Source organism: Paenibacillus sp. FSL R7-0189 (assembly GCF_037969925.1).
Lineage (GTDB): Bacteria > Bacillota > Bacilli > Paenibacillales > Paenibacillaceae > Paenibacillus_AQ > Paenibacillus_AQ odorifer.
The window spans coordinates 1,671,524-1,695,803 of sequence record NZ_CP150223.1; the positions used below are offsets into that span (position 1 = coordinate 1,671,524).

Below are 24,280 nucleotides of genomic sequence, written 5' to 3' on the forward strand. Positions count from 1 at the left end.
CTTTAGTTCCTCCAAAGTTTAGATTGCTCCACCCAGGATAGGCCGTCTCCGGTATCCTTGCACAGCAGATTGATATGACCCATCTTACGACCAGTCTTACTCTCAGTCTTGCCATATATATGAAGCTTAGGTACAATACCCAGCTTATTATCTTTTTCCTCATGTGTACAGGTCGCTTTAATAGCACCATCCAAATGCTGACCTAATACATTTACCATAACTACAGGTGTCAAAAGCGTTGTATCGCCCAGCGGCAGATTACAAATCGCCCGGACATGCTGCTCGAACTGTGAGGTCACGCAAGCATCCATGGTGTAATGGCCGGAATTATGCGGCCTTGGTGCCAGCTCATTGACGAACAATTCACCGTCCGCTGTGACGAACATTTCCACGGCAAGCAGTCCAACCGCATTCAGCCCTGCGATTAAAGTCTCAGCCAGCTCGCAAGCTCTGCGCTGAATGTCTGCTGACACTCTTGCAGGTACAATGGACAGATGCAAAATATTATTTACATGAATGTTCTCAGAAGGCGGGAAGCTTTTGACCTCCCCAGATGCACTGCGTGCAGCAACAACGGATATTTCGCATTGAAAAGCTACAAACTTCTCAAGCACCAGCTCCGGAATCACCTCACCGGGTGCAACCTGCCGGAAAGCTTCTTCCAGCTCTTCTTCCTGACGAATCACAGCTTGACCCTTGCCGTCATAACCGCCTGTGGCTGTCTTGAGCACACAAGGTAGTCCAAGTTCAGCCGCCGCCTCTTTTAGCTCCGCAAGGCTGTCCACCTTCCGGTACGGGGCGACCGGAACGCCCGCCGCCTCGATGGCGGCTTTTTCGCGCAGCCGATGCTGCGTGGTATACAGCAGCGCGCTGCCCTGCGGCACGTACGATTCCTCCGCCAGCAGCGCGGCTACGCCCGCGTCGACGTTCTCGAACTCGTACGTGATGACGTCCGCGCGGCGGGCCAGCTCCCGCGCCGCGTCCCGGTCGTTATACGCCGCCGTGATCTGCGGCGTAACTTGACCGCTAGGCGCATCCGGCGCAGGATCCAGCGCCACGAAGCGGTACCCCATGGCGCTGCCGGCCAGCGCCATCATGCGCCCGAGCTGCCCGCCGCCGAGCACGCCGACGGTCGAGCCGGGCAGCAGCGTCCGGACGGTGTCCGCACCGGACGCTTGTGCGGCTGGCGAAGCTGCGCCGCCAGCCTCCTGCAGCTTCAGCTCCTCCGGTCTCATAAGCTGTCGCTGCTTTCCAATACTTCATCACGGATCGCATCCCGCCGCAGCTGCACACGCTGCTGCACTTCAGGGTCGAACGCTCCGATGATCTGTGCGGCCAGCAGGCCTGCATTTACAGCGCCTGCTTTACCAATAGCTACCGTTGCTACCGGTATGCCTCCAGGCATCTGCACGATGGAGAGCAGCGAATCCAGCCCATTAAGTGCTTTCGACTGCACTGGCACTCCAATCACTGGCAGGATTGTCTTTGCAGCCACCATACCCGGCAAATGCGCGGCGCCGCCTGCTCCTGCAATAATCACGCGAATGCCGCGGCCTGCGGCTTCCTCCGCATAGCGGAACATCAAGTCCGGTGTACGGTGCGCGGATACTACCTTCTTCTCATAAGACAATCCCAGCTCTTCCAGCACCCTACAAGCGTGCTCCATCGTATCCCAATCCGACTTACTACCCATGATGACAGCTACCTGCACAGACATGATTCGACCTACCTTCCAATCACTAGTATGAGATATCTTTATCTTGTAAATCCGAACAAGCAGAGACTACATTCTCGTCCTTCAGGGATGACTATCGTTTTCCTTAATAATATAAGGTTGATATCTTACGTGTAACTTATTCCTTATATTAAAAAAGCCCGATGTCCAGACGCATTTTGCTGCGGGAGGATCGGACTAGTAAAGGAATTAGGAAAAAAACACTCCCGCTTGCCTCTCACCAAACTGGCATTAAGCGCGGAAAGCTGCACAATGCATCACTCCATTATCTGGACTGAACTATCGCATTCTAGCATCCTATTTCCTCGTAGTCCGGTAATTTACGGTTCCCGGGTAGAAACTTCCGGGCCATATTCCCGGTTTTATACGAGCTCTTCATGACATCAGTTTAACAATCCCCTACACATGATGTCAACTCAAACACGAACATTGGTAAAAACACCATAATAAATGTTCGCTTTTGGACGAATTTAAATTCTCAACAACCTTTTATTTTGTCAAGAAAGACTTCTTTCCGTACACTCCTAGCTTTAACACTCTATGTTGTTTAAGCTCCAGAATACGACCTATACTTCCTTAAATTGAAAAAAGGAACGCTATCAGCGTCCCTTTGAACTCTATATTATTTTACAACCAGCACTGGAATACGAGCGCTTTGTACTACATTATGGCTGACACTGCCCAGAACAAATTCACGTATACCGCCAAGCCCGCGGCTGCCGATAACTATGATGTCTATAGCATTTTCCTTAGCATATTTCAAAATCACTTCCGCAGGAGATCCTTGTAAAAGCTCAACCTCAGCATTCAGGCCTTCAGCCTCAAGGCGTCCCTTCACTTCTTCGGTAGTCTGCACTGCCAAATCATAATATTCTTTATTTACTGAAGCTGGTAGAGGTGCAAGAGCTTCTCCGATAAAAAATCTTGGGAATTCAAATGCGTGTACGACATGCAATATAGAACCTGGTGTGACTTTAGCGAGTTCAATTGCGCGCTCCAATGCTTGATTAGAAGCCTTTGAACCGTCATAGGCTAGCAAAATTTTAGAGAATAACATGTACGCCACCTCTTTTTCTAGTTTGTAATCCTAAAGACTATTATCTTAAAAAATAGCTGTACAAAAAGATATTCAGCAGCAGCAGAAGCGGAATTCCGATCCTGAAGGATGTATGACGCGTCTTGTGGCGCTTACGGTACATGGCAACCAGCACACCTAGTGCGCCGCCCATGGCTGCCAGCAGAAAAAGTGTTTTCTCAGGTACACGTTCCCGCCTTTTGCGGGCTTTGTTCTTGTCCTCGGACATCACTACATACCCGATAATATTAATTACCACAAACCACAACATTACAACCTTGACCATTCTCCCGGGCTCCTCCTCCTTGCTTCCTATCTCTATTATATTCCCCTTTTGCACAAAAAACCAATCATCCTTACACGCTCTGCCAAGTCTGTTAAGTTTCTTTTAGCTGCTTCTGCTTCGTATCCTTCATCCATACCCAGGATAAAATTGTAGCCAACGCCGCCGCAATCCCACCTAACCAGAATCCTCCGGTCAAGCCATATACAGAGCTCATCCAACCTGCTACAAATGGCCCTGCTGACATCCCTATCGCATAAACGGCCTGATAGAAACCCATAGCTGTAGCCCGTTTAAAGGGATCTATTTCTGATACCGATTTACTCAACAGCAGCGGAAAAATAAGTCCCTGCATAAAACCATTCCCCACCTGAGTCAGACAAAGTGCCGCTAACGTTGACATAGAGGGAATGAGCAGCGTAAACAGTGCGCTTCCCGCAAAGCCTAGCATAAGCTTCCCTCTATCACCCATTAGCCCTCCAAACAGACGTGAACCGTAGAGTGTTGCGATGGCATGCGGAATCATAAAAGCGAGTGTTAGCCAGCCCAAACTTTCTTTGCTTGCTCCGATATTCAGCGCCTGATTCGGAGTATATCCGAACATCGTTATAAATAGCACACAGTGTGCCAGCACAGACAACAGTGAGACTTTTACCAGCAAAGGTTCCTTTACGACACCAGCCAGCTCCTTGATCTGTATGGCATTTTGCCGTTTTTCCTGCTTTTGTTCCGGTAACCGAAGCGCAAGAATTAGTGCCGCAATAGCTACAATTCCACCAATCAGGAAGGGGGCATTCCAGCCCCAATGCTCTACCATATAGCCGCTGATCATCATGCTGGTCAATTGGGCGATTACTGTAGTGAATTGCAGCATGCCCATTGCTTTTCCAGCTTCCTCTTTTGGAAAATATCCTGCGAACATCACAGAGTACACAACCCATGCCGATGCTGCTATCCCGGATACCGCACGTGCTGCCAACGCCCAACCCGGCTGTGCTCCCCACATAAAAAGAAAACAGCTGACTCCACTCGCAATTAATCCCAGATAGATAAACGGCCGCCGCCTATTTAAATAATCTGAACCGATGCCAATGGGTATACGGAATAGGATCTGCATTAACCCATATATCCCAAGCACCATACCCACCATAAAATACGATGATCCCAAATGCTCAACATATGGTGAAAGCACAGGCACATAAATATAAGAAGAGAACCAAAACATAAATACAATAACCAAAAAGAAAAACCTGCTGCTTCCCTGCCCCTGTGGGCGATCTGCCGCTTTCAACGGATTCGCCTGCTGCTCAGCTGCCACCTAATCACCTGCTCCACTCATTTGCTTACCATTCTAATTCAAAGCCTATCCGTAGACCACATAAACTTACTAGGATAGAAAAAAGACTACTGAGCACACTCAGCAGCCTTCATTATTCTAATCATTCGTTTTAATTGAAGCTAACCATCCGATGATTCCTACTACTTATCCTTCTTTTGTCCTTCAAGCGCTGCTTTCAGCAGTTCCCCAAGGTTAGAACCAATGCTTTCCTGCTTACTGTATTGCTGCACCAGCTTTTGCTGTTCACGTTTATTAACATGCTTGTGATCCTTATCTAAGGTCTCTGTGATTCCACAGCCTAGACATTGTACGAACATGCCTGCTTTACCCTCTTTAAGCTCCATTTTCTTATGGCACTGTGGGCAGCGGCGATTCGATAGTCTTTTCTCACCTGCACGGGTGTAACCACAGTTATCTGCAGGACATACCAGCAGCTTCCCTCGTTTGCTCTTCTTCTCGAGTAGTCTTGTACCGCATTCCGGACAATGGCTGTTAGAGACATTATGCGGCTTATATTCTGCTCCGCTAGTTTTCACACCTGTTACCAATTCCTGTGCCATACTGCGGATACCTTGTAAAAAGAGCTCCGGTTTGCCTTGACCACGCGCTATTTTCTCCAGCTCAGCTTCCCAACGTGCGGTTAGATCCGGGGTACGTAGCTGAGTGGATACCAGCTCGATTAACTGCTTACCTTTTCCTGTCGGATGCAGGAGATTACCTTGCCGCTCAATCGTATCGGAGCTTACCAGCTTCTCAATAATATCCGCGCGGGTAGCCGGGGTTCCGAGGCCGTGTTTCTCCATTTGCGTCAACAGCGAAGCTTCATTATAACGCTTCGGTGGCTGCGTTCGGCCAGCACGCACCATACAGCGGCCAATCGTGACAGCAGCCCCTTCGCGCAGCTCAGGCAACTTTACACTGCCCGCTGCCGGCTCGTCCGCAGATTCCTCCTCGTCATCACTACTCATATCTCCGCCGTATACTTCGCGCCAACCGGCATCTTTAACCGTCGTCCCTTTGACATGAAAATTTTCGCCTTCTACATTGACGGTTACAGCTACCGCATCATAACGAGCTGGCGGATAGAACAAGCTTATAAAACGCCGCACAATCAGATCATACAACTTACGTTCCTCAGTACTCAGACCATTTAACAATACGGTCTGTTCTGTAGGAATAATAGCATGGTGATCACTGACTTTACTATCATCCACGATTCGTTTCGTAATCGGCAGCTGCTTGCGCAGCAATGGACGTGCTAACGCTGCATATGGACCGACCGCAACACTATCCAGTCTTTCCTTGAGTGTGCCCGTCATATCTGAAGTTAAGTAACGACTGTCCGTACGCGGGTATGTGACAAGTTTATGCTGCTCATATAACCGCTGCAGCACACTGGAGGTCTGCTTCGCGGAGAAGCCGAACTTCCGGTTCGCATCACGCTGCAGTTCAGTCAGATCATAAGCCAGTGGATGAGGTTCACTTTTCTCACTCTTCTGTACCTTAATAATACGGCCGCTGCGTCCTGTAAGCTTATCCTTTAAGCTGGCTGTCTTATCCTTTTCGAATATCCGACCATCACCGTTACTGGCCCGCCATGCCGCTTGGAAATCCCCAAAATCAGCAGTCAGCGTCTCAAAATCGACGGAACGGAAACCCGTAATCTCCTGTTCACGATCCATGATCATCCCTAATGTCGGCGTTTGTACCCGTCCCGCTGAGAGCGGCGAACCGAACTTACAGGTCAAAGCTCTCGTGACATTCAGTCCAATCATCCAATCCGCCTCTGCGCGGCAACGTGCAGATTCATACAACCGATCAAATTCCCGACCCGGACGGAGTTTTGCAAATCCCTCTTTAATTGCCTTATCAGTCTGCGAGGATATCCATAACCGCTGGAATGGCTTTTTCCATCCTGCCATATTCATAATCCAGCGAGCCAGCAGCTCCCCTTCACGGGCAGCATCTGTAGCAACAATAAGCTCCTCAATGTCCTGACGCTTCATTAGATGCTGGACAGCTTTGTATTGCTGGTTGGTCTCCCGCAGCACCTTCAGCTTGGTCTTCTCCGGCAAAATCGGCAGATCCTCCAAGGCCCAAGTTGCAAACTTTTTATTATAATCCTCAGGCTCTGCCAGGCCGACCAAATGACCAAGCGCCCAGGTAACCACATATTTTGGACCTTCAATATAACTCTTCTGTTTATTATTACATCCCATGACCCGTGCAATCTCGCGTGCAACAGACGGCTTCTCCGCCAATACTAGTGTCTTCATAATGCTCCCCTTTCCACATCAAATTTCATTATAGCATTAAATGAATGTTAGCAAATATCGTCAGGCTTTACCGTATGCCTCTGTTATACACTAGATCATATCTGATACCCGAAAGGAGTCATAGTCAATGAATGAACAAGAAAGCTATAATATAGTACCTATAGGATGGGTTAGAGGTACAGCACAAAATTTGCAGCTTGAAATCAACCCAGAATTTAGGCCGGCGCTTAAAGGTTTATCTCAGTTTAGTCATTGCCAAGTACTTTGGTGGCTGCATGAGTTTGCAGATGATCATTTCCGGCAGACTACACAGATTCAGCCTCCTTATGATGCGACCTTAACTGGAGTATTCGCTTCCCGTTCCCCTATTCGCCCTAATCCAATTGGGCTAAGTGTAGCAGCAATCCTGTCTGTCGATGTAGACTCTGGAATAGTAGAGGTGGCCGGGCTTGATGCCTATCCGGGTACACCGGTTCTCGACATCAAAGCCTATTTTCCTAGTGCAGATCGCGTAATGGAAGTGACTGTTCCCGATTGGGCTGCTGCTTGGGGCGACTGGACAGCAAATAATTGAAGTAATCGTGCTAGACACCATTTCTATTAACTGTTATGGGAGGACATCTCTTGAACAATCGCCAACTAATCATTCAAGCCTTAGATCTCATTGAGGATCGCTTAACCACGTTTCTTCCTGTAGCTGTCCTCTCCAAAGAAATGGGATACTCCCTTTATCATTTCACCCGTCTATTTCAAGCAGTCACTGGGATAGCACCCGGCGACTATATAGCCAGACGCAAAATCTCTGAAGCAGCCTTGGACATTCATAGAATGCCAGAGCGCTCACTCCAGGACATCTCATTAGACTATAACTTTAGTAACTATGAGACCTTTACCCGTGCCTTCAAAAGAATGCTGCACACGACTCCCTCTCTTGTTCGAAAAAGACTTACTGAAACGAAACTCCCTTTGCTCCCTAGACTAAATGAACAAGATCTACTTCAAGTCCTTTCTGATAGTGATCTCTCCCCCCAGCTCGTTGATTTCGGAGAAATTATACTTCAAGGACCCGTAGTTAAAGTAGACCATGATTTCTCCGTCATTTCTGATACTTGGCCTTTGCTTTTCAATAAGGTAGCCACTATATCGGATAGAATACAGCCTGAAAAATATTATCAGCTTGGCTTCTGGCCAGATGACTATGAGAGTAATGGGTTTTCGATCATGTGTGCCTGCGAAATTAGTCCTATAAAAGCAGACCACAATCAGACTTTCCCCCTTCAGATCTTACCACCCATACGTTATCTGAAATTCATCCATAAAGGCCGGTCTTGTGATATCCCTTCTACCTATAAATATATCTACGGAATCTGGCTGCCGAAAACAGAATACAGGATGTCCATTCCATTTGAATTGGAATATTATGGCGAATTGTACCTTGGACCAGATAACGAAAACTCGGTGAGTGAAATTTACATTCCATTAGAATTTTTACAAGAAGAGACCACGTTGTCGTCTTTTATAGATGACAACCGGTTCTTTTAGATATATAAAGATGTTATAGTTGTGTAGCTTATAAATTCTTCTCTTTTAATAAAAAGTCCGTATCTGCTATGCAGACACGGACTTTTTTTGCTTATGGGATTAACAGTTACTTTAGCTCCACCTGAATCGTTTGTTCAAGCTCCGGATAATAATGTTTAACTTGTTTTCCCTCTTCATCCCTTAATGCTTTATGGTTTTCATCAATGGAGTAAGTAAACGGCTTAACTGTAATTGTCTTTGGTGTTTGCGCGAACGGAATGAAATCTTTGTCTACCAAAGGATAGACTATAGCTGGCAAGTTAAATGACCCGCCCGATGAGAACGCATTACCTAGTTCATCAACAATTTCATAGAACATTTCAGAGGTTGTGTATCCATCCTTTTCTTTCACAGTTGGCGCTTTACCTTCTTCGCTGAGCTGTAATCTGCTTGTGGCTGGAGTTAATTCCAGCTTGGTAATCGTATAACTGAATTCTTCTGCCTCTTTTGTTTGGTTCAGATCAAGCTTGATAATTCCTTCCGTTACTTTTCTCACCGGCACCTTGATTACAAAAGGCTCTGCAATTTGTGCCACCGGCACACTGATGCTTAATTCAAATTCATCCCCCAAAGCCTCTATATTATTTAGATTTCTGTAATCGTATAAAATAGCATTCTTTTTGCCCTCAACATCACCAAAAGACGACATTTGGCTCTCCAGTTTTTTCCCATTCGGCAATTTCACTTCTGCTGAACCCAACAACCCTTTTTCGGACTGGTTCATTGTCACTTTCCCATGTTGTTCTGTTAGCGATGGATCGAACTCAATGGGTTCAATAATCATCTCAGCCATCATCTTATCATTATCAATGCCTTCCCGTTCAATCGCAAAAGCCAACCGCGAGCCGTCATAATAGGCATCGGTAACCTTTAAGGTCACTCCATCATGGGTAACGCTTTGGTTAGGGGCAGTAGATAATCCTTTTTCCTCAGCAGCATTTAGACCTTTATCGTCAATTCCCTTAAAAATACTACCTACAACAGGAATCTGCTTCAACGTTTCAGCCATGACCGGGGATACAAATCCGCTACCGATTATGCCCGCACCCAACACTGCTGCTGCCGAGGCAGCCACCAATGATTTTTTCAGGAACTTATTTCCATTCTTTCTTGACGCTCGTTTTTCCATTCCCTCGTCTCCTATTCGCTTCATAATTGAATCGCTGAAACTGTCTACCGGCATTTCATGATTTAGGAATGTTTGACGAATGTGCTCCATCTTCTGACTTTCAGTTGGATCTTGCCATTTCTCCATGAGGGCTGCCTCCTTCATTCATTCTTTGCCGGACTAACTTTTTGCGTAGACGTTCAAATTTTTTACGTAATGTAGCTGAATTACAATCCATAATCTGACCCATTTCTTCAAAACTGTATTGCTCAACCACCTTAAGAATCAAAAGATTGCTCTCTTCGGCTGTCAGGTCATCCATAAATAACTTCTGCAATGGCTCCTCATCGTTAGGATTATAATAGGCTTTGGGCTGCTGCTCTTTATATAGCGACAACAGACGCTTTCTTCGCTTGCGTTTGCGAACCTGATCCAGACAATGATGATAGGCCACTTTATACAGCCATGCACTAAAAGAGACTCGTTTCTCATAACGTCTGAGTTCCTGATACACTTTTACAAATATATCTTGCACAGCATCCTCTGCTTCTTCATGACTTCTCAAAATATAATAGCAATACGTATAAATCTTTCTTTCATAGGCTTGTATTATAGTTCTATAGGCTTCGCGGTTACCCGCAAGAACCTGATCGATAGCCTCTTCAATTATTGTTTGATTCACTTGGACCCCGGGGCTGCGACGTTCCAAAGAATCACCTCCTTGTTATTGACTACAACTATATAACGAATGTGATCCCTTTAATTGTGACAGGCTCAAAAAATTTTTCCAAATATGTTAGAAACATTATCCGTTTTTCAATAAAAAAAGCGACTGCCCCGATTGATGTTCGGAGAAATCGCTTTATATAATAATATTCCATATTTATAAATTACTTACTTATTAGTACTAATGGACACCTTTTAACGCTATACATGCTTCAAAATACACAGTATCACTATTCTGACCGCGTACATATATACCATCATCCGTTACAGCTGAACGTAAAATAGTCAGTTCATCCCCAATCTTAGCTTCTTGTAGATAAGTAATCCGGAAGCGTGTGAACTCTGCATTATCCCATTCCGCTAAAGTGAGCGCATCACAACATAAATCCCCGTATCGGGCATTATTCAAATGTCCGTTGCTATCCAGCCCACTATATCTTACCTGATACCGATAAGCTTCTTCCATAGTAATATCAGAAGGGATCGTTACCTTAACAGGCATATCGCCTACTGAATCGCCATTATAGTGCTTAACCTGAACTGGAAGGGCATTCGGTCTGAGTATCTTTCTCTTCTCAATATCTACTAAAGCCCATATGGATCGTGCTGTGGCGATTTCTATATGATCTGCATCGAAAATACGATAATCCCGTTGCCACAGGGCCCCTTTAGTGCCTTTACTCCAGGTATGTACGCTAAGCACATCATTAGGGCGGGGAATACGCTTAAAATCAAGATCTAACGTAATCATCATCCAGCCCATTCCTGCATTCAGAATCTCTTCCACACTTATCCCCAAATTACCCACTGCGAAGTCTGCCGCACATTGCATGATATCCAGAATAAAGGATAACTTACCCTGCGAACGATAATCCGTGTCGCTCGCATGTACAGAAAAATCTTCTATCCACACAAGATTGCTACTGTTGTTCATTGTTTATCCTCCTGCCATGCAAAATATCCTTGCATTTACTTGAAGTATCCACATATACCACTGCTCTATCCACATAAATTGGGGACTACTTTCATTTTTGAATATATTTTATTATTTCATCCACATGTTAGTAACTTTTATAATTTCGTTAATTCCCCATAACTTATCCACATTATTTAAATTAAGCGATAAAGGGAACAAAAAAGCCATTGTTGATTTATCAACAATGGCTTCGTGTGCTTGGCAACGTCCTACTCTCCCAGGACCCTTCGGTCCAAGTACCATCGGCGCTGGAGGGCTTAACGGTCGTGTTCGGGATGGGTACGCGTGGAACCCCTCCGCTATCGCCACCAAACATGCGTCTGTGAAACAGACGCTGCCGCGTGAAATTCGGTTCATCACCAGAAGTGACAATGAATTTCTAAGCGTATTTCAGGCTTGATGCCTGAAAACTGAATCCGAAACGAATTTGCATTCTAAGTATAGGATAAGCCCTCGACCGATTAGTATTGGTCAGCTCCATGCATTGCTGCACTTCCACCTCCAACCTATCTACCTCGTCGTCTTCAAGGGGTCTTACTAATTGGGAAATCTCATCTTGAGGGGGGCTTCACGCTTAGATGCTTTCAGCGCTTATCCCGTCCGTACGTAGCTACCCAGCCATGCTCCTGGCGGAACAACTGGTGCACCAGCGGTACGTCCATCCCGGTCCTCTCGTACTAAGGACAGCTCCTCTCAAATTTCCTGCGCCCACGACAGATAGGGACCGAACTGTCTCACGACGTTCTGAACCCAGCTCGCGTACCGCTTTAATGGGCGAACAGCCCAACCCTTGGGACCTACTTCAGCCCCAGGATGCGATGAGCCGACATCGAGGTGCCAAACCTCCCCGTCGATGTGGACTCTTGGGGGAGATAAGCCTGTTATCCCCAGGGTAGCTTTTATCCGTTGAGCGATGGCCCTTCCATGCGGTACCACCGGATCACTAAGTCCGACTTTCGTCCCTGCTCGACTTGTAGGTCTCGCAGTCAAGCTCCCTTATGCCTTTGCACTCTGCGAATGATTTCCAACCATTCTGAGGGAACCTTGGAACGCCTCCGTTACTCTTTAGGAGGCGACCGCCCCAGTCAAACTGCCCGCCTGACACGGTCCCCGTACCCGGTAAGGGTACTAGGTTAGAACCTAGATACGATCAGGGTGGTATCCCAACGGCGCCTCCACCGAAGCTTGCGCTCCGATTTCTACGGCTCCCACCTATCCTGTACAGATCGTACCCAAATTCAATATCAAGCTGCAGTAAAGCTCCATGGGGTCTTTCCGTCTTGTCGCGGGTAACCTGCATCTTCACAGGTATTAAAATTTCACCGGATCTCTCGTTGAGACAGCGCCCAAGTCGTTACGCCATTCGTGCGGGTCAGAATTTACCTGACAAGGAATTTCGCTACCTTAGGACCGTTATAGTTACGGCCGCCGTTTACTGGGGCTTCGGTTCATAGCTTCGGGTTACCCCTAACCACTCCCCTTAACCTTCCAGCACCGGGCAGGCGTCAGCCCGTATACTTCGCCTTGCGGCTTCGCACAGACCTGTGTTTTTGCTAAACAGTCGCTTGGGCCTTTTCACTGCGGCCCCCTCGTGCTATTCACACTACCGGGGCACCCCTTCTCCCGAAGTTACGGGGTCATTTTGCCGAGTTCCTTAACGAGAGTTCTTCCGCGCGCCTTAGAATTCTCTTCTCGCCTACCTGTGTCGGTTTGCGGTACGGGCACCTTCTCCTGGCTAGAGGCTTTTCTTGGCAGTGTGAGATCATGACCTTCGCTACTATAATTTTCGCTCCCCATCACAGCCCAGCCTTATCGATGTGCGGATTTGCCTACACATCAGCCTCACTGCTTAGACGGACATCCATCAGTCCGCGTCACTACCCTCCTGCGTCACCCCATCGCTCATAGCGGATTACGGTGGTACAGTAATTTCAAACTGTTGTCCTTCGACTACGCCTTTCGGCCTCGCCTTAGGTCCCGACTTACCCTGAGCGGACGAGCCTTCCTCAGGAAACCTTGGGCTTTCGGCGGATCAGATTCTCACTGATCTTTTCGTTACTCATACCGGCATTCTCACTTGTGTAGTGTCCAGCGCTCTTTTCAGTACACCTTCAACCCCTACACAACGCTCCCCTACCCCAGATACATACGTATCTAGCCATAGCTTCGGTGGTGTGTTTAGCCCCGTTACATTTTCGGCGCAGAGTCACTCGACCAGTGAGCTATTACGCACTCTTTCAATGGTGGCTGCTTCTAAGCCAACATCCTGGTTGTCTGTGCAACTCCACATCCTTTCCCACTTAACACACACTTGGGGACCTTAGCTGATGGTCTGGGCTGTTTCCCTTTTGACAATGGATCTTAGCACTCACTGTCTGACTCCCGGCAATAAGTATATGGCATTCGGAGTTTGACTGAGCTTGGTAATCCTTGCGGACCCCGCACCCAATCAGTGCTCTACCTCCACTACTCTTATACCGAGGCTAGCCCTAAAGCTATTTCGGGGAGAACCAGCTATCTCCGAGTTCGATTGGAATTTCTCCGCTACCCCCACCTCATCCCCGCACTTTTCAACGTACGTGGGTTCGGGCCTCCAGTGCGTGTTACCGCACCTTCACCCTGGACAGGGGTAGATCACACGGTTTCGGGTCTACGTCCACATACTCAATCGCCCTATTCAGACTCGCTTTCGCTGCGGCTCCACCTTCTCGGCTTAACCTTGCATGTTAAACGTAACTCGCCGGTTCATTCTACAAAAGGCACGCCATCACCCATAGATCGGGCTCTGACTTTTTGTAAGCACACGGTTTCAGGTTCTATTTCACTCCCCTTCCGGGGTGCTTTTCACCTTTCCCTCACGGTACTGTTTCACTATCGGTCGCCAGGTAGTATTTAGCCTTAGCAGATGGTCCTGCTGGATTCATACGGGGTTTCACGTGCCCCGCACTACTCGGGATCCGTCTCGGAGAGAACACAGTTTAGGTTACAGGGCTTTTACCTCTATCGCGGGCCTTTCCAGACCTCTTCACCTACCATATTCCTTTGTAACTCCATGTGAGACGTCCCACAACCCCTAAGAGCAAGCTCTTAGGTTTAGGCTGTTCCGCGTTCGCTCGCCGCTACTGACGGAATCACTATTGTTTTCTCTTCCTCAGGGTACTTAGATGTTTCAGTTCCCCTGGTCTGCCTCTACACACCCTATGTATTCAGGTATGAGTAACTGCGAATTACCACAGCTGGGTTTCCCCATTCGGACACCCCCGGATCAAAGCTTGCTTACAGCTCCCCGAGGCAGTTTCGTTGTTCGCCACGTCCTTCGTCGGCTCCTGGCGCCTAGGCATCCTCCGTGTGCTCTTATTAGCTTAACCTTGATTCTTCCGAAGAAAAATCTCACTAATAACATTTACTTGTTTACACAAGTTGCTAAAAGATGTTCTAAAACGCAAATTCGTTTCGGTATCCAGTTTTCAAGGATCAAGTCTTACTGAGAGCTTAAACTCTCAAAACTGAGCAACGAGTGAGTAACAGGCCTAAACCTGAGTTTTGGAAGTTAAACTTCCGATTTGAATGTTCTCATTGCAGAGAACGATTCTCCATAGAAAGGAGGTGATCCAGCCGCACCTTCCGATACGGCTACCTTGTTACGACTTCACCCCAATCATCTACCCCACCTTCGGCGGCTGGCTCCCTTGCGGGTTACCCCACCGACTTCGGGTGTTGTAAACTCTCGTGGTGTGACGGGCGGTGTGTACAAGACCCGGGAACGTATTCACCGCGGCATGCTGATCCGCGATTACTAGCAATTCCGACTTCATGCAGGCGAGTTGCAGCCTGCAATCCGAACTGAGACCGGCTTTGATGGGATTGGCTCCACCTCGCGGCTTCGCTTCCCGTTGTACCGGCCATTGTAGTACGTGTGTAGCCCAGGTCATAAGGGGCATGATGATTTGACGTCATCCCCACCTTCCTCCGGTTTGTCACCGGCAGTCACTCTAGAGTGCCCAGCATTACCTGCTGGCAACTAAAGTTAAGGGTTGCGCTCGTTGCGGGACTTAACCCAACATCTCACGACACGAGCTGACGACAACCATGCACCACCTGTCTCCTCTGTCCCGAAGGCCGCCACTATCTCTAGTGGATTCAGAGGGATGTCAAGACCTGGTAAGGTTCTTCGCGTTGCTTCGAATTAAACCACATACTCCACTGCTTGTGCGGGTCCCCGTCAATTCCTTTGAGTTTCAGTCTTGCGACCGTACTCCCCAGGCGGAGTGCTTACTGTGTTAACTTCGGCACCAAGGGTATCGAAACCCCTAACACCTAGCACTCATCGTTTACGGCGTGGACTACCAGGGTATCTAATCCTGTTTGCTCCCCACGCTTTCGCGCCTCAGCGTCAGTTACAGCCCAGAAAGTCGCCTTCGCCACTGGTGTTCCTCCACATATCTACGCATTTCACCGCTACACGTGGAATTCCACTTTCCTCTTCTGTACTCAAGCCACCCAGTTTCCAGTGCGACCTCAGGTTGAGCCCAAGGTTTAAACACCAGACTTAAATAGCCGCCTGCGCGCGCTTTACGCCCAATAATTCCGGACAACGCTTGCCCCCTACGTATTACCGCGGCTGCTGGCACGTAGTTAGCCGGGGCTTTCTTCTCAGGTACCGTCACTCCGGTAGCAGTTACTCTACCGGACGTTCTTCCCTGGCAACAGAGCTTTACGATCCGAAAACCTTCATCACTCACGCGGCGTTGCTCCGTCAGGCTTTCGCCCATTGCGGAAGATTCCCTACTGCTGCCTCCCGTAGGAGTCTGGGCCGTGTCTCAGTCCCAGTGTGGCCGTTCACCCTCTCAGGTCGGCTACGCATCGTCGCCTTGGTGGGCCGTTACCCCACCAACTAGCTAATGCGCCGCAGGCCCATCCCTCAGTGACAGATTGCTCCGTCTTTCATTCTTCTCTCAGGAGAAAAAAGAAATTATCCGGTATTAGCTACCGTTTCCGGTAGTTATCCCAGTCTGAAGGGCAGGTTGCCTACGTGTTACTCACCCGTCCGCCGCTAAGTTACTTTGAAAGCAAGCTTTCAAAGTAACTCCGCTCGACTTGCATGTATTAGGCACGCCGCCAGCGTTCGTCCTGAGCCAGGATCAAACTCTCCAATTAGTATTGAAAAGAGCGATATGCTCATTTTGAAACATCTGACGAGAAAATTAATTCTCTAATTTGGATTTCACTTACGTGATTTCCTACTCACTCGTTGTTCAGTTTTCAAAGATCAAGTTCTCGTTGGCGCCGTTTAATGTCTCAGCAGCAACTCTTATAATATATCATGTTGTTTTCAGAAATGCAAGCTTTATTTTTCGAAGCTTTTTATCAGCCTCGTCTGTATCGCCTGTACGCTGTCTAACAACGCTTACCTATAATACCCCAACTATTAATAGAAAAGCAACCCCTAATATAAAAATAAACAACTAGCTTAATAATTAAGCTAGTTGTTTATTTAATAGAGTTATGTTTCTAGCGGCGAATTTAATAGTATTTTGCCGCAGTATATTTGCTTGAGGCTTTAATTAAATCGGTTTTCTTATCACTCTTTGCAAGTCCTGCATCCACTGTAGTATCAATGGTAACCCACTTCCCATTAAGCAATACTTCGTTCCAGGCATGATATTGCGTAACGTAGCTTGTATTCCCCATTACCAACTTAGCAGGAACATCTACACTCCGCAGCATTGCGGCAAAAAGAGAAGCGTAATCATAGCAAATCCCTTTTTTAGTAGTCAATGTCTTATCGATGCTTGGAATATAATCAGTAGTTACACTATTAGCAAGAGAGTAGTCATATTGTACATTCGCAACTACATAGTTATAGATCGCTTTAACTTTCTCTTCGTCTGTTGTTTTGCCTTGTACTAATTGTTTAGCTTTGACAATCGCTTTATCAGAAGAACTCCATTTCACATTCTGTACGGAGCCCAAATATACGGAATTCGAGTCACTCATGGTTACGTCTACTACTTCGGAATATAACGCTTTGTATTTATTACCAGTTGTGTTCTCCAGAACAGAAACCTTATAAGTCCCATTTCCTTGTTGCAAAGGGAAGTCCTCAGCTTGTCCAGAAGCATACAGGTTATAGGTATAGCTGCTGTTATCTTTGGTGATCATGAGTTTGATTCTTTTATCTTTCGGAATATCATAGTTAATACCAATAACACCTTGAGCCACTTTGGATGTAATCAACCAGCTTGCATCTGCACTTGCAGCTTGAGCTGAACTTACCGGAACTGAAGTCATGAGGACGAACAACGCCACCAGCATAAAATAAACCTTTTTCACGGATAAAACTCCTTTCGGTAGCTGGCTGCCATCCTTTCGGGAAGGCCCTTTAGCTTTGCGTCCCTACCTTTCGATAGGTTTGCCGTTATCGTATAAGCTCTATCTGTTCTAGCTTTACTAGATATAATTGATAGAATCCATTTGAAACAAACAAAAAAAGCCTCTTCATTCGGTAGCTGGCTGCCATCCTTTCGGGAAAAGGCCCTTTAGCTTTGCGTCCCTACCTTTCGGAAGGTTTGCCGTTATCGTGTTTAGCTTTTATAGTATAATACTATCATATTTATAGTTGTGAACAAGACCTAATTTACTAGATTACCCATTATTTTATAAATATCTCCCGGTATTTGTGTTTTCTTGTCATTCACTATTCTCATTTTGTTAATTTAGCATGAACAATCAGCCGATGCGTTGGATTCACTAGCGGATCACATGTAATCAGAGTAAGAATCTTATCCTTGTCATTCCCGTCAAGAACGGAGACATCACTCGGATCTACAACAGAAATATCGTATACCTCATAGTTAAACACCTGATCACTAGTCTTTACCGTGATAACATCCCCCACAACAACCTCATTCAATCTGTTAAACAAACGACCCGTAGTTCTAGCCCGATGCGCCGCGATTGCAGCATTTCCGATCTCTCCAAGGGGTGCCGTTTCTTTCATATGGGCTGCAGCATGTTTCATATTAGCTTTTGTAGCCCCTTCTAATACAGGCAGCTTCAAATCAATCTTACCGATTTCAATTAGTGCGATTACTTTGCCACCGACCTCAATCTCCGGTTCAGGCTTTTCTGTCTCTTGGGGTTGGGGCTGTGCCTGAGCATCCAGAACCGATTCCTCTGCTAACAGCTGAGTAACTTCAGCATACCTGCTCTTCAAATCTGGCTGGGGAGTACTATCGGCAGTGCTTAGTTCAGCCGTTTCTAATAACTTCTCCTGCTGCCTGTCGTTGTACCATTCGTTAGCTGTCGGATATAACATGATAAGTATCCCAGCCAGTATGAGTAGATAGGAGAATTTACGCAATGTTATTCACCTCCGTATATTGTTTCTATGGTTATATACAAATCAAGCAGAAACAGCTACTTGCCTTTAAGCATAGCAACTCCTTCTGCCTGAAATTAATGTTTAAAATACCCATTTACGACTTCCAAAGAAATTGATGATCACCGTGATAAAGGTAACCAGCACCTTGGAGATCAAGACTTGAATACCTAGTCTGTCTGTCAACAGATGCATTAGCAGCAGTGATATTCCGAGCACTACCAGATTCAGCACGATAAACTTGACCAGCTGCACGCGGTCGAAGCCTTCTTTATTCCCCCGGTTGCGATCACGAAAGGTTACTTTTTTATTCAAAATAAAGCTATTCGCCGTACCTGCACTATAGGAGATCACCTGCGCCAATGCGTATACCATCCCTAGTGAATTCAACAATGTAAAAATCACAAAATCAATCAGCGTATTGAGTAAACCTACGGCATTAAATTTGAGGAACTGTATGAATGCAGCGCGCAAGTTCTTATCTGACATCATTGTGGTCCTTCCGGCGGTCCAGTTGTTCTTCGTTCTGGTAGCCTTTAGTCTCACTAACAATATATAGCGGTCTATCTTTAGACTCGTCATAAATCCGTCCGATATACTCCCCAATCACACCCAACAGCATCAGAACGATACCGTTAAAGAGCAGATTGACGCCTACAATGGAAGCCCAGCCCGGAACCGTCCAGGAGGTGAAAAATATCCTTTGGAACAAGACGAAAAATAAATAAAGAAAACTAGAGAATGAAAGAAAGAATCCAATATACGTAGCAATTTTAAGCGGCTTATGTGAAAAAGAGGTGATGCCATCTAACGCAAAACGAATCATTTTCTTCAGCGGATATTTGGTTTCTCCGGCAAAACGTTCTTCCCGTTCATATTCCACCATAGTCTGCTTGAAGCCAACCCAGCTCACCAAACCTCGGACATAGCGGTTCTTTTCTTTAAGTCCCCGCAGGACATCACATACCTTACGGTCAATAAGTCGGAAATCGCCTGTATCCGTAGGAATATCCACACTTGTCATACTGCTGAGCAGGCGGTAAAAAAGCTTCGCGGTGACCTTTTTGAACATCGTTTCTCCGTGGCGCTTCAGGCGTTTCGCATATACAACATCATAGCCCTCTTTCCACTTCTCGATCATTTGCAAAATGACCTCCGGAGGATCCTGAAGATCAGCGTCAATAACAACAACCGCTTGACCTTCGGCATAGTCCATGCCAGCTGTAATCGCTACCTGATGTCCGAAATTACGCGAGAAGTCAATCAGCTTGACATGCTCGTCTCGTTCACAGATCTCCCGAATCATCTGGGCGGAACGATCACGACTGCCGTCATTGACGAAGACCAGCTCATAAGTATCGCCGCACTCGTCCATTACTTTTTTCAAACGTTCATAAGTATGGCTAATTACTTGCTCCTCATTGAACATGGGTACAATCACACTATATCTGGCTTTCACCTTTATTCCTCCTACAAGCTTTTTGGAGCGTTACATCCATCTACACTTCATAATAACGCTGCATGCATAAACTTATTTTATAGATTTTTATTAAATCCTAGAAAACCCAAGTAGGGAACCAACGCAGCATATCTTTCACGTAATCTCCACTGACCTGCATCCCTGACAGTACCGGGTAGAAAGCGATAAAGAGCAGCAAAGCAACGGCTACATAGACATACTGTACGTAACGGGCCTCAGGGAATTTACTATCCAGCAACTTCATTATATATACAATACCAAGAATCATAAATGGTACCATAGCAAAATAATGGTAAATAAATGTTTCTCTTGGGACAAGCATCCATGGAACATATTGCGAGAAGAAGGCGATCCAGATCATGTAGAGGTTCTTATCTTTACGTTTCAGCGTAATCCACAGCGTTGCCAGCATCGCAAAAATACCCGTCCACCAGATAAGAGGATTCCCCATAGTCACTATACTGCTGACCTGACCTTCCGGCAAACCTTCACCGCCGCTAAAGAACCAGACCGGTCTCTTCATAAACGGCCATTGCCACCATGAGGAAGCAAAAGGATGTGTAGCTACAAGCTGGCTGTGGTAGTTGTACATATTCTTTTGGGAATCAATCAAACCTTTTATAGTGAAGCCCTCTGCTGATGCAGATAACCCCGGCACAAAAGATAAGCTATAAATAATTACTGGAATAATTACAAAGAACCCGATACAACTAGCCAACGTAATAATGGTCTTTTTCCAAAAAGAATCTACTGCATCACGACAGGTGCCCAGCAATTCCTTGTCTTTGATCTTCCCCTCGGCCAGCAGGCGTCCGGAGGCTTGGTATTCTCTGTAGCGTTCAAAAAGGGAGATAGCCAGCATAATGGCCAGCCCTGCTCCTCCATAGAGCACAATCCATTTCGAAGCTACGCCGATTCCGAAGAATAAGCCAGACCAGAATAACGGAATTAATGTTTTTCTCAAAGGCTGCTTGTAGAAATTCATTGTGTAATACCGCTGCATGAAATAGAACATCAACATAATGAAGAATACTCCGTATACGTCAATCGTGGAGATTCTTGTCTGTGTGAAATGCATGAAATCCAGTGCAAACAATCCTGCCGCGAGGGCGGCGTATTTGCTTTTCTTAAACAAACGCAGCGCCATTACATATATGAGAGGTAACATGGCAACTCCGAACAAGGTTCCGATAATACGCCAGCCGAATGGATTGACCCCGAACAGCTCCATCCCTATGGCAATTAACAACTTACCAAGCGGTGGATGCGTATTCTCGTAAGGCACAATCCCGTGTGTATATTCATAAGCTGTTCGCGCATGATAGATCTCGTCAAAATAAGTGCTATTCATAAAGTTAGAATATTCCGGAATGAGCGACTGCTCGTCAAAAAGATTGGCCGCTGCTCCTCTTTTAGGAACTGCGTTAGCATCCGGTGTCACACCAGCAATAGGAAGGGGTATTCTTTCTCCCCCCTGCTCATAAAAGGCCATTTCGTTCAAAGTGAACCCTGGAGAGGTAACTGTAAACTTCACATATCTCGCTGTCACGTTCAGGGGTTGGCTTTTCCAGATGAAGACATTCCCGACATCCTCACTGACGTCCATCGGACTGCTCCAGACCTCAGGATTGTCGCTGAATTCCAGCTTGAACTTACCCGTGCCTACGCCACCAAAGATATTGACCCGTTCCAATGGTTTACTCTGCCCCAAATCTACATAGAAGCTTTCACCACTGGCAGCAGGCTCCCATAAGGTCTCTGGAGATTTAGTAGAGCCAAGATTATATAAAGCAAGCGCTGCGTAAACGGCCGTAATAGCTATTATGCATATCCAATCTATACGCTTAAACTTCATCGTTAAATCGCCCTCCCTTCTGATGCGGTTTAATTTGCCCGACAACTCTCAAATCTTCTTCATATTGTTCTTCCAGTGTAATTGGCGCTGGAAGAGGTTTTATACCCTTGCGGACATACACATCGTAACCGATATTCAGCATATAAAGCAGTAATGCTAGATTAGCTATAGCAGTCACTAATACGATTCCGTCTGCACCCGGGCTAACATCTGCATTCAGGTGGGATAAGGTGTACGCCACATTGATGTATTGCGTTAAGCTGAATCCGAGAAATAGCGATAAAAAGCGGCGGTCCCGACTTTCTATATAAGTAAACAAACAAAGAATAAGAGCAGGGAACATATAACGTTCATGCATTTTGGTGCCAAGCACAAAGACCACTACTATAAGCACCATGCCGATAAAATAGGATTTGGTCAGGTCCAAGCGATCCTTTTTAAAGGAATAAAATGCCGCAACAGCTACAGCCACTAAAATAAATATGAAGCCCCATACACGGTATGGAATGCCAAGCCAGGTTAGATCAAGGGATGACCACATCGGATCAGTCAGTGCATACAGATTAAATGCATTCACTGAAGAATACGGATAGGAAGATAACGTACTCTTGTAAAGATCAATAATCCCTACCAGACCTCCGTTATTCCAGAAAAATGGTGCCGCAAGCAATCCGAAGATCCCTAATCCATACAAAGCTCCGAATCCAAGCTGCTTCCAAGCGCGGTGATGATAAAAAGCAAACAACAATACCGGCGTGAATATCAACGCTTGCGGTTTAATTAGCGTCGCTAAGGCAAACAAAATTGCGGAGCGAACAAACTTTTTGTTCGCAGCGCCGTGGATACTGAGCAGCAGGAAGATCAAAAAGAACGAATCTGCTTGTCCCCAAGCCGCTGAATTAATAAGTACCGCAGGATTAAACAGAAACAACAACATCAAGCCGAAAGCAATTCCTGTGCCGAGTTTTTTGCGTGACATTTGATAAATGAAGTAGCCGAGCACCAAATCAGAAAGAATCGCAGGGAGCTTGAAGAGTAAATTCTCTCCACCTGAGCCCTGAGTGAATCCTAAAACGCCACGTATGGCGCTAAGCACGTACAATATGTACAAATAGCCTGGAGGATAATCGGCAAAATAACCTTCTTCATAAAATTTGCCTGGACCTAAATCCACCATACGCTGTCCCCAAGAAATAAAGGTATTCATATCATTCTGATATCCTTGCGCGGTAAGACCAATCCACACCCTCAGGATAAAAGCAACTCCGATGGCAATACTCAGCCATTTGGAATAAATATTCTCAGGCTGCTTCATAAGCTTCTCACTACGGAATGCTTTAGTATAAAGCACTGCAAAAAACACACTAAACAGCGCTGAGATCAGCAACATCTTAGTTGGAGATACTTTATGTGGAGTGTCTGCCTTTTTGTCGCCTGCATCTGGACTAACCGCTGCACTATCCAGCGAAATGACGTTAGCCCCTTCGGGAGCCGCGTCTAATTTTTCTACAGCAAAATCATCAAAATAAGCCTTACCTTGAATTAAGCTAGAGTAGCCGCCCAGACTTGCACCTATGCCAAATGACTTCTGCTCCGGTCCTGTCTGGCCGATATATTCAAGATACTGCCATTCACCTGCCGTATCAGTTACGCTGGGATACCCCCCGCCTACTCCAACGGCAAGAATGTTGGCGCCTATTCCCTCGCCTGCTGTACTTACTACTTTGATCCATCCAGAGATTCTATAATAACTATTCGGCGTAGCCTCAATCGTCTGCACCCATTTCAAATGATTGGGTTCGATATTCTCAATGACTGCCGCCTTGCTGCCGGAATGAACTTCCTCCGATTGGATTGAAAGTAGGCCTGAGTTGTCTCCTGAAATCCACATATCCTTAGTCCAGTTAGAAGGCGCATCATCTCCCCCCTCCTCAAAGCCAGGGTTCTGCAATAGATTCCCCTCTGCATAAATGCTTGTTACAGGAAGCACAAACAATAACAGCATCAATACAGTCATTACGGCCGCACGTGTACTCTTGATCATCGTCCCAACCTCACCTCGTCCTATATTCATCTTAGTCCAGCCAAAAGCATATACCTTCTGAAAAACAGCTCCCGAATTAGTGTATTTCACCGTTGCTAAGAAATCATTTGGATTGATTTTCTCATAAAAGAGCATATAAATATAGGGCATGTTTACCTTATCTGGATCGCAAACCCTTCCATCCACAATACTCCATTCCATAGGATCGCCTAAGCTTCAAGGCTCTTATATAGACTCTTATATAGAATAGAAGAATCGCAGTGGCTAAAGCAAATGCCGGAGCAAAAAAAACAGAGATCAGGATCAAGGTGGGGAACAAATTGGACTCTAACACCAAGGCTGCCTCGTCCTGAACATCACCTCTTCAACAATATAATCTAAAACATAGATGATGAAAAGCTAGAAACATAGACTAACCTGA

General features: G+C 46.3%; 18 protein-coding genes, 3 rRNA genes and 3 riboswitches. Of the genes, 2 read left to right on the top strand and 19 right to left on the bottom strand.

Annotated features, from left to right (window positions below):
- Positions 1-2: 2 nt before the first annotated feature.
- The 7 genes from purK to MKY63_RS07190 form a co-directional block, all read right to left on the bottom strand.
- Positions 3-1,124: a 5-(carboxyamino)imidazole ribonucleotide synthase gene (purK, locus tag MKY63_RS07160; RefSeq protein WP_254848780.1), complete on the bottom strand. Its 1,122-nt coding sequence runs from the start codon at positions 1,122-1,124 to the stop codon at positions 3-5.
- Positions 1,027-1,266: a hypothetical protein gene (locus tag MKY63_RS07165; RefSeq protein ID WP_339812266.1), complete on the bottom strand. Its 240-nt coding sequence runs from the start codon at positions 1,264-1,266 to the stop codon at positions 1,027-1,029. Before MKY63_RS07165 ends, purK begins: the two co-directional genes overlap by 98 nt.
- Positions 1,232-1,717, bottom strand: a complete 486-nt coding sequence (purE, locus tag MKY63_RS07170) for a 5-(carboxyamino)imidazole ribonucleotide mutase (protein ID WP_038568659.1) — start codon at positions 1,715-1,717, stop codon at positions 1,232-1,234. Before purE ends, MKY63_RS07165 begins: the two co-directional genes overlap by 35 nt.
- Positions 1,718-2,023: 306 nt before the next feature.
- Positions 2,024-2,125, bottom strand: a riboswitch (purine riboswitch).
- Positions 2,126-2,357: 232 nt separating this feature from the next.
- Positions 2,358-2,792 carry a universal stress protein gene (locus MKY63_RS07175; protein WP_036680923.1) on the bottom strand — a complete coding sequence of 145 codons (435 nt, stop codon included), beginning with the start codon at positions 2,790-2,792 and terminating at the stop codon, positions 2,358-2,360.
- A 40-nt stretch (positions 2,793-2,832) separates the two neighbouring features.
- Positions 2,833-3,096: a DUF1294 domain-containing protein gene (locus tag MKY63_RS07180; RefSeq protein ID WP_076142427.1), complete on the bottom strand. Its 264-nt coding sequence runs from the start codon at positions 3,094-3,096 to the stop codon at positions 2,833-2,835.
- Between the two features lie 91 nt (positions 3,097-3,187).
- Entirely contained in the window at positions 3,188-4,411 is a 1,224-nt protein-coding gene (locus tag MKY63_RS07185) for an MFS transporter (RefSeq protein WP_081390194.1), read from the bottom strand.
- A gap of 161 nt (positions 4,412-4,572) precedes the next feature.
- Positions 4,573-6,708 (bottom strand): DNA topoisomerase 3, encoded by a 2,136-nt coding sequence (locus MKY63_RS07190; RefSeq protein WP_076142429.1) that lies wholly within the window; start codon positions 6,706-6,708, stop codon positions 4,573-4,575.
- Between the two features lie 127 nt (positions 6,709-6,835).
- Between MKY63_RS07190 and tsaA the strand changes: the two genes are divergently transcribed.
- Positions 6,836-7,282 carry a tRNA (N6-threonylcarbamoyladenosine(37)-N6)-methyltransferase TrmO gene (gene tsaA / locus MKY63_RS07195; RefSeq protein ID WP_076142431.1) on the top strand — a complete coding sequence of 149 codons (447 nt, stop codon included), beginning with the start codon at positions 6,836-6,838 and terminating at the stop codon, positions 7,280-7,282.
- Between the two features lie 50 nt (positions 7,283-7,332).
- Entirely contained in the window at positions 7,333-8,250 is a 918-nt protein-coding gene (locus tag MKY63_RS07200) for an AraC family transcriptional regulator (RefSeq protein ID WP_339812270.1), read from the top strand.
- Between the two features lie 106 nt (positions 8,251-8,356).
- Here MKY63_RS07200 and MKY63_RS07205 read toward each other — a convergent pair whose 3' ends face one another.
- The 12 genes from MKY63_RS07205 to MKY63_RS07260 all read right to left on the bottom strand — a co-directional run bounded on the left by MKY63_RS07205 (position 8,357) and on the right by MKY63_RS07260 (position 24,060).
- A complete protein-coding gene (locus MKY63_RS07205) occupies positions 8,357-9,544 on the bottom strand; it encodes a DUF4179 domain-containing protein (protein WP_036680933.1) in 1,188 nt (395 codons plus the stop codon).
- Positions 9,519-10,106, bottom strand: coding sequence for an RNA polymerase sigma factor (locus MKY63_RS07210; protein ID WP_036680935.1), 588 nt, complete (start codon positions 10,104-10,106; stop codon positions 9,519-9,521). Before MKY63_RS07210 ends, MKY63_RS07205 begins: the two co-directional genes overlap by 26 nt.
- A 198-nt stretch (positions 10,107-10,304) precedes the next feature.
- Positions 10,305-11,057, bottom strand: a complete 753-nt coding sequence (locus MKY63_RS07215; RefSeq protein WP_036680937.1) for an acyl-ACP thioesterase domain-containing protein — start codon at positions 11,055-11,057, stop codon at positions 10,305-10,307.
- A gap of 238 nt (positions 11,058-11,295) precedes the next feature.
- Positions 11,296-11,412: ribosomal RNA gene (rrf, locus tag MKY63_RS07220) — 5S ribosomal RNA — on the bottom strand.
- Between the two features lie 128 nt (positions 11,413-11,540).
- Positions 11,541-14,467 (bottom strand): 23S ribosomal RNA (locus MKY63_RS07225).
- Between the two features lie 231 nt (positions 14,468-14,698).
- Positions 14,699-16,256, bottom strand: a 16S ribosomal RNA gene (locus MKY63_RS07230).
- Together the 16S, 23S and 5S rRNA genes form the textbook arrangement of a ribosomal RNA operon.
- A gap of 366 nt (positions 16,257-16,622) precedes the next feature.
- Positions 16,623-17,432, bottom strand: coding sequence for a transglutaminase-like domain-containing protein (locus MKY63_RS07235; protein ID WP_036679903.1), 810 nt, complete (start codon positions 17,430-17,432; stop codon positions 16,623-16,625).
- Positions 17,433-17,445: 13 nt separating this feature from the next.
- Positions 17,446-17,526, bottom strand: a riboswitch (cyclic di-GMP riboswitch).
- Positions 17,527-17,600: 74 nt separating this feature from the next.
- A riboswitch (cyclic di-GMP riboswitch) is annotated at positions 17,601-17,683 on the bottom strand.
- A gap of 119 nt (positions 17,684-17,802) precedes the next feature.
- Entirely contained in the window at positions 17,803-18,462 is a 660-nt protein-coding gene (locus MKY63_RS07240; protein ID WP_235219435.1) for a class D sortase, read from the bottom strand.
- A gap of 102 nt (positions 18,463-18,564) precedes the next feature.
- Complete coding sequence (locus MKY63_RS07245; protein WP_036679899.1) at positions 18,565-18,972, bottom strand: GtrA family protein; 408 nt, start codon at positions 18,970-18,972, stop codon at positions 18,565-18,567.
- Positions 18,959-19,909: a glycosyltransferase family 2 protein gene (locus MKY63_RS07250; RefSeq protein WP_051491094.1), complete on the bottom strand. Its 951-nt coding sequence runs from the start codon at positions 19,907-19,909 to the stop codon at positions 18,959-18,961. The genes MKY63_RS07245 and MKY63_RS07250 overlap by 14 nt, the downstream gene beginning before the upstream one ends.
- A gap of 127 nt (positions 19,910-20,036) precedes the next feature.
- Entirely contained in the window at positions 20,037-21,815 is a 1,779-nt protein-coding gene (locus MKY63_RS07255) for a phospholipid carrier-dependent glycosyltransferase (protein WP_036679896.1), read from the bottom strand.
- On the bottom strand, positions 21,805-24,060 hold the full coding sequence (locus MKY63_RS07260; protein ID WP_036679894.1) for a glycosyltransferase 87 family protein: 2,256 nt from the start codon (positions 24,058-24,060) through the stop codon (positions 21,805-21,807). Before MKY63_RS07260 ends, MKY63_RS07255 begins: the two co-directional genes overlap by 11 nt.
- Positions 24,061-24,280 lie beyond the last annotated feature (220 nt).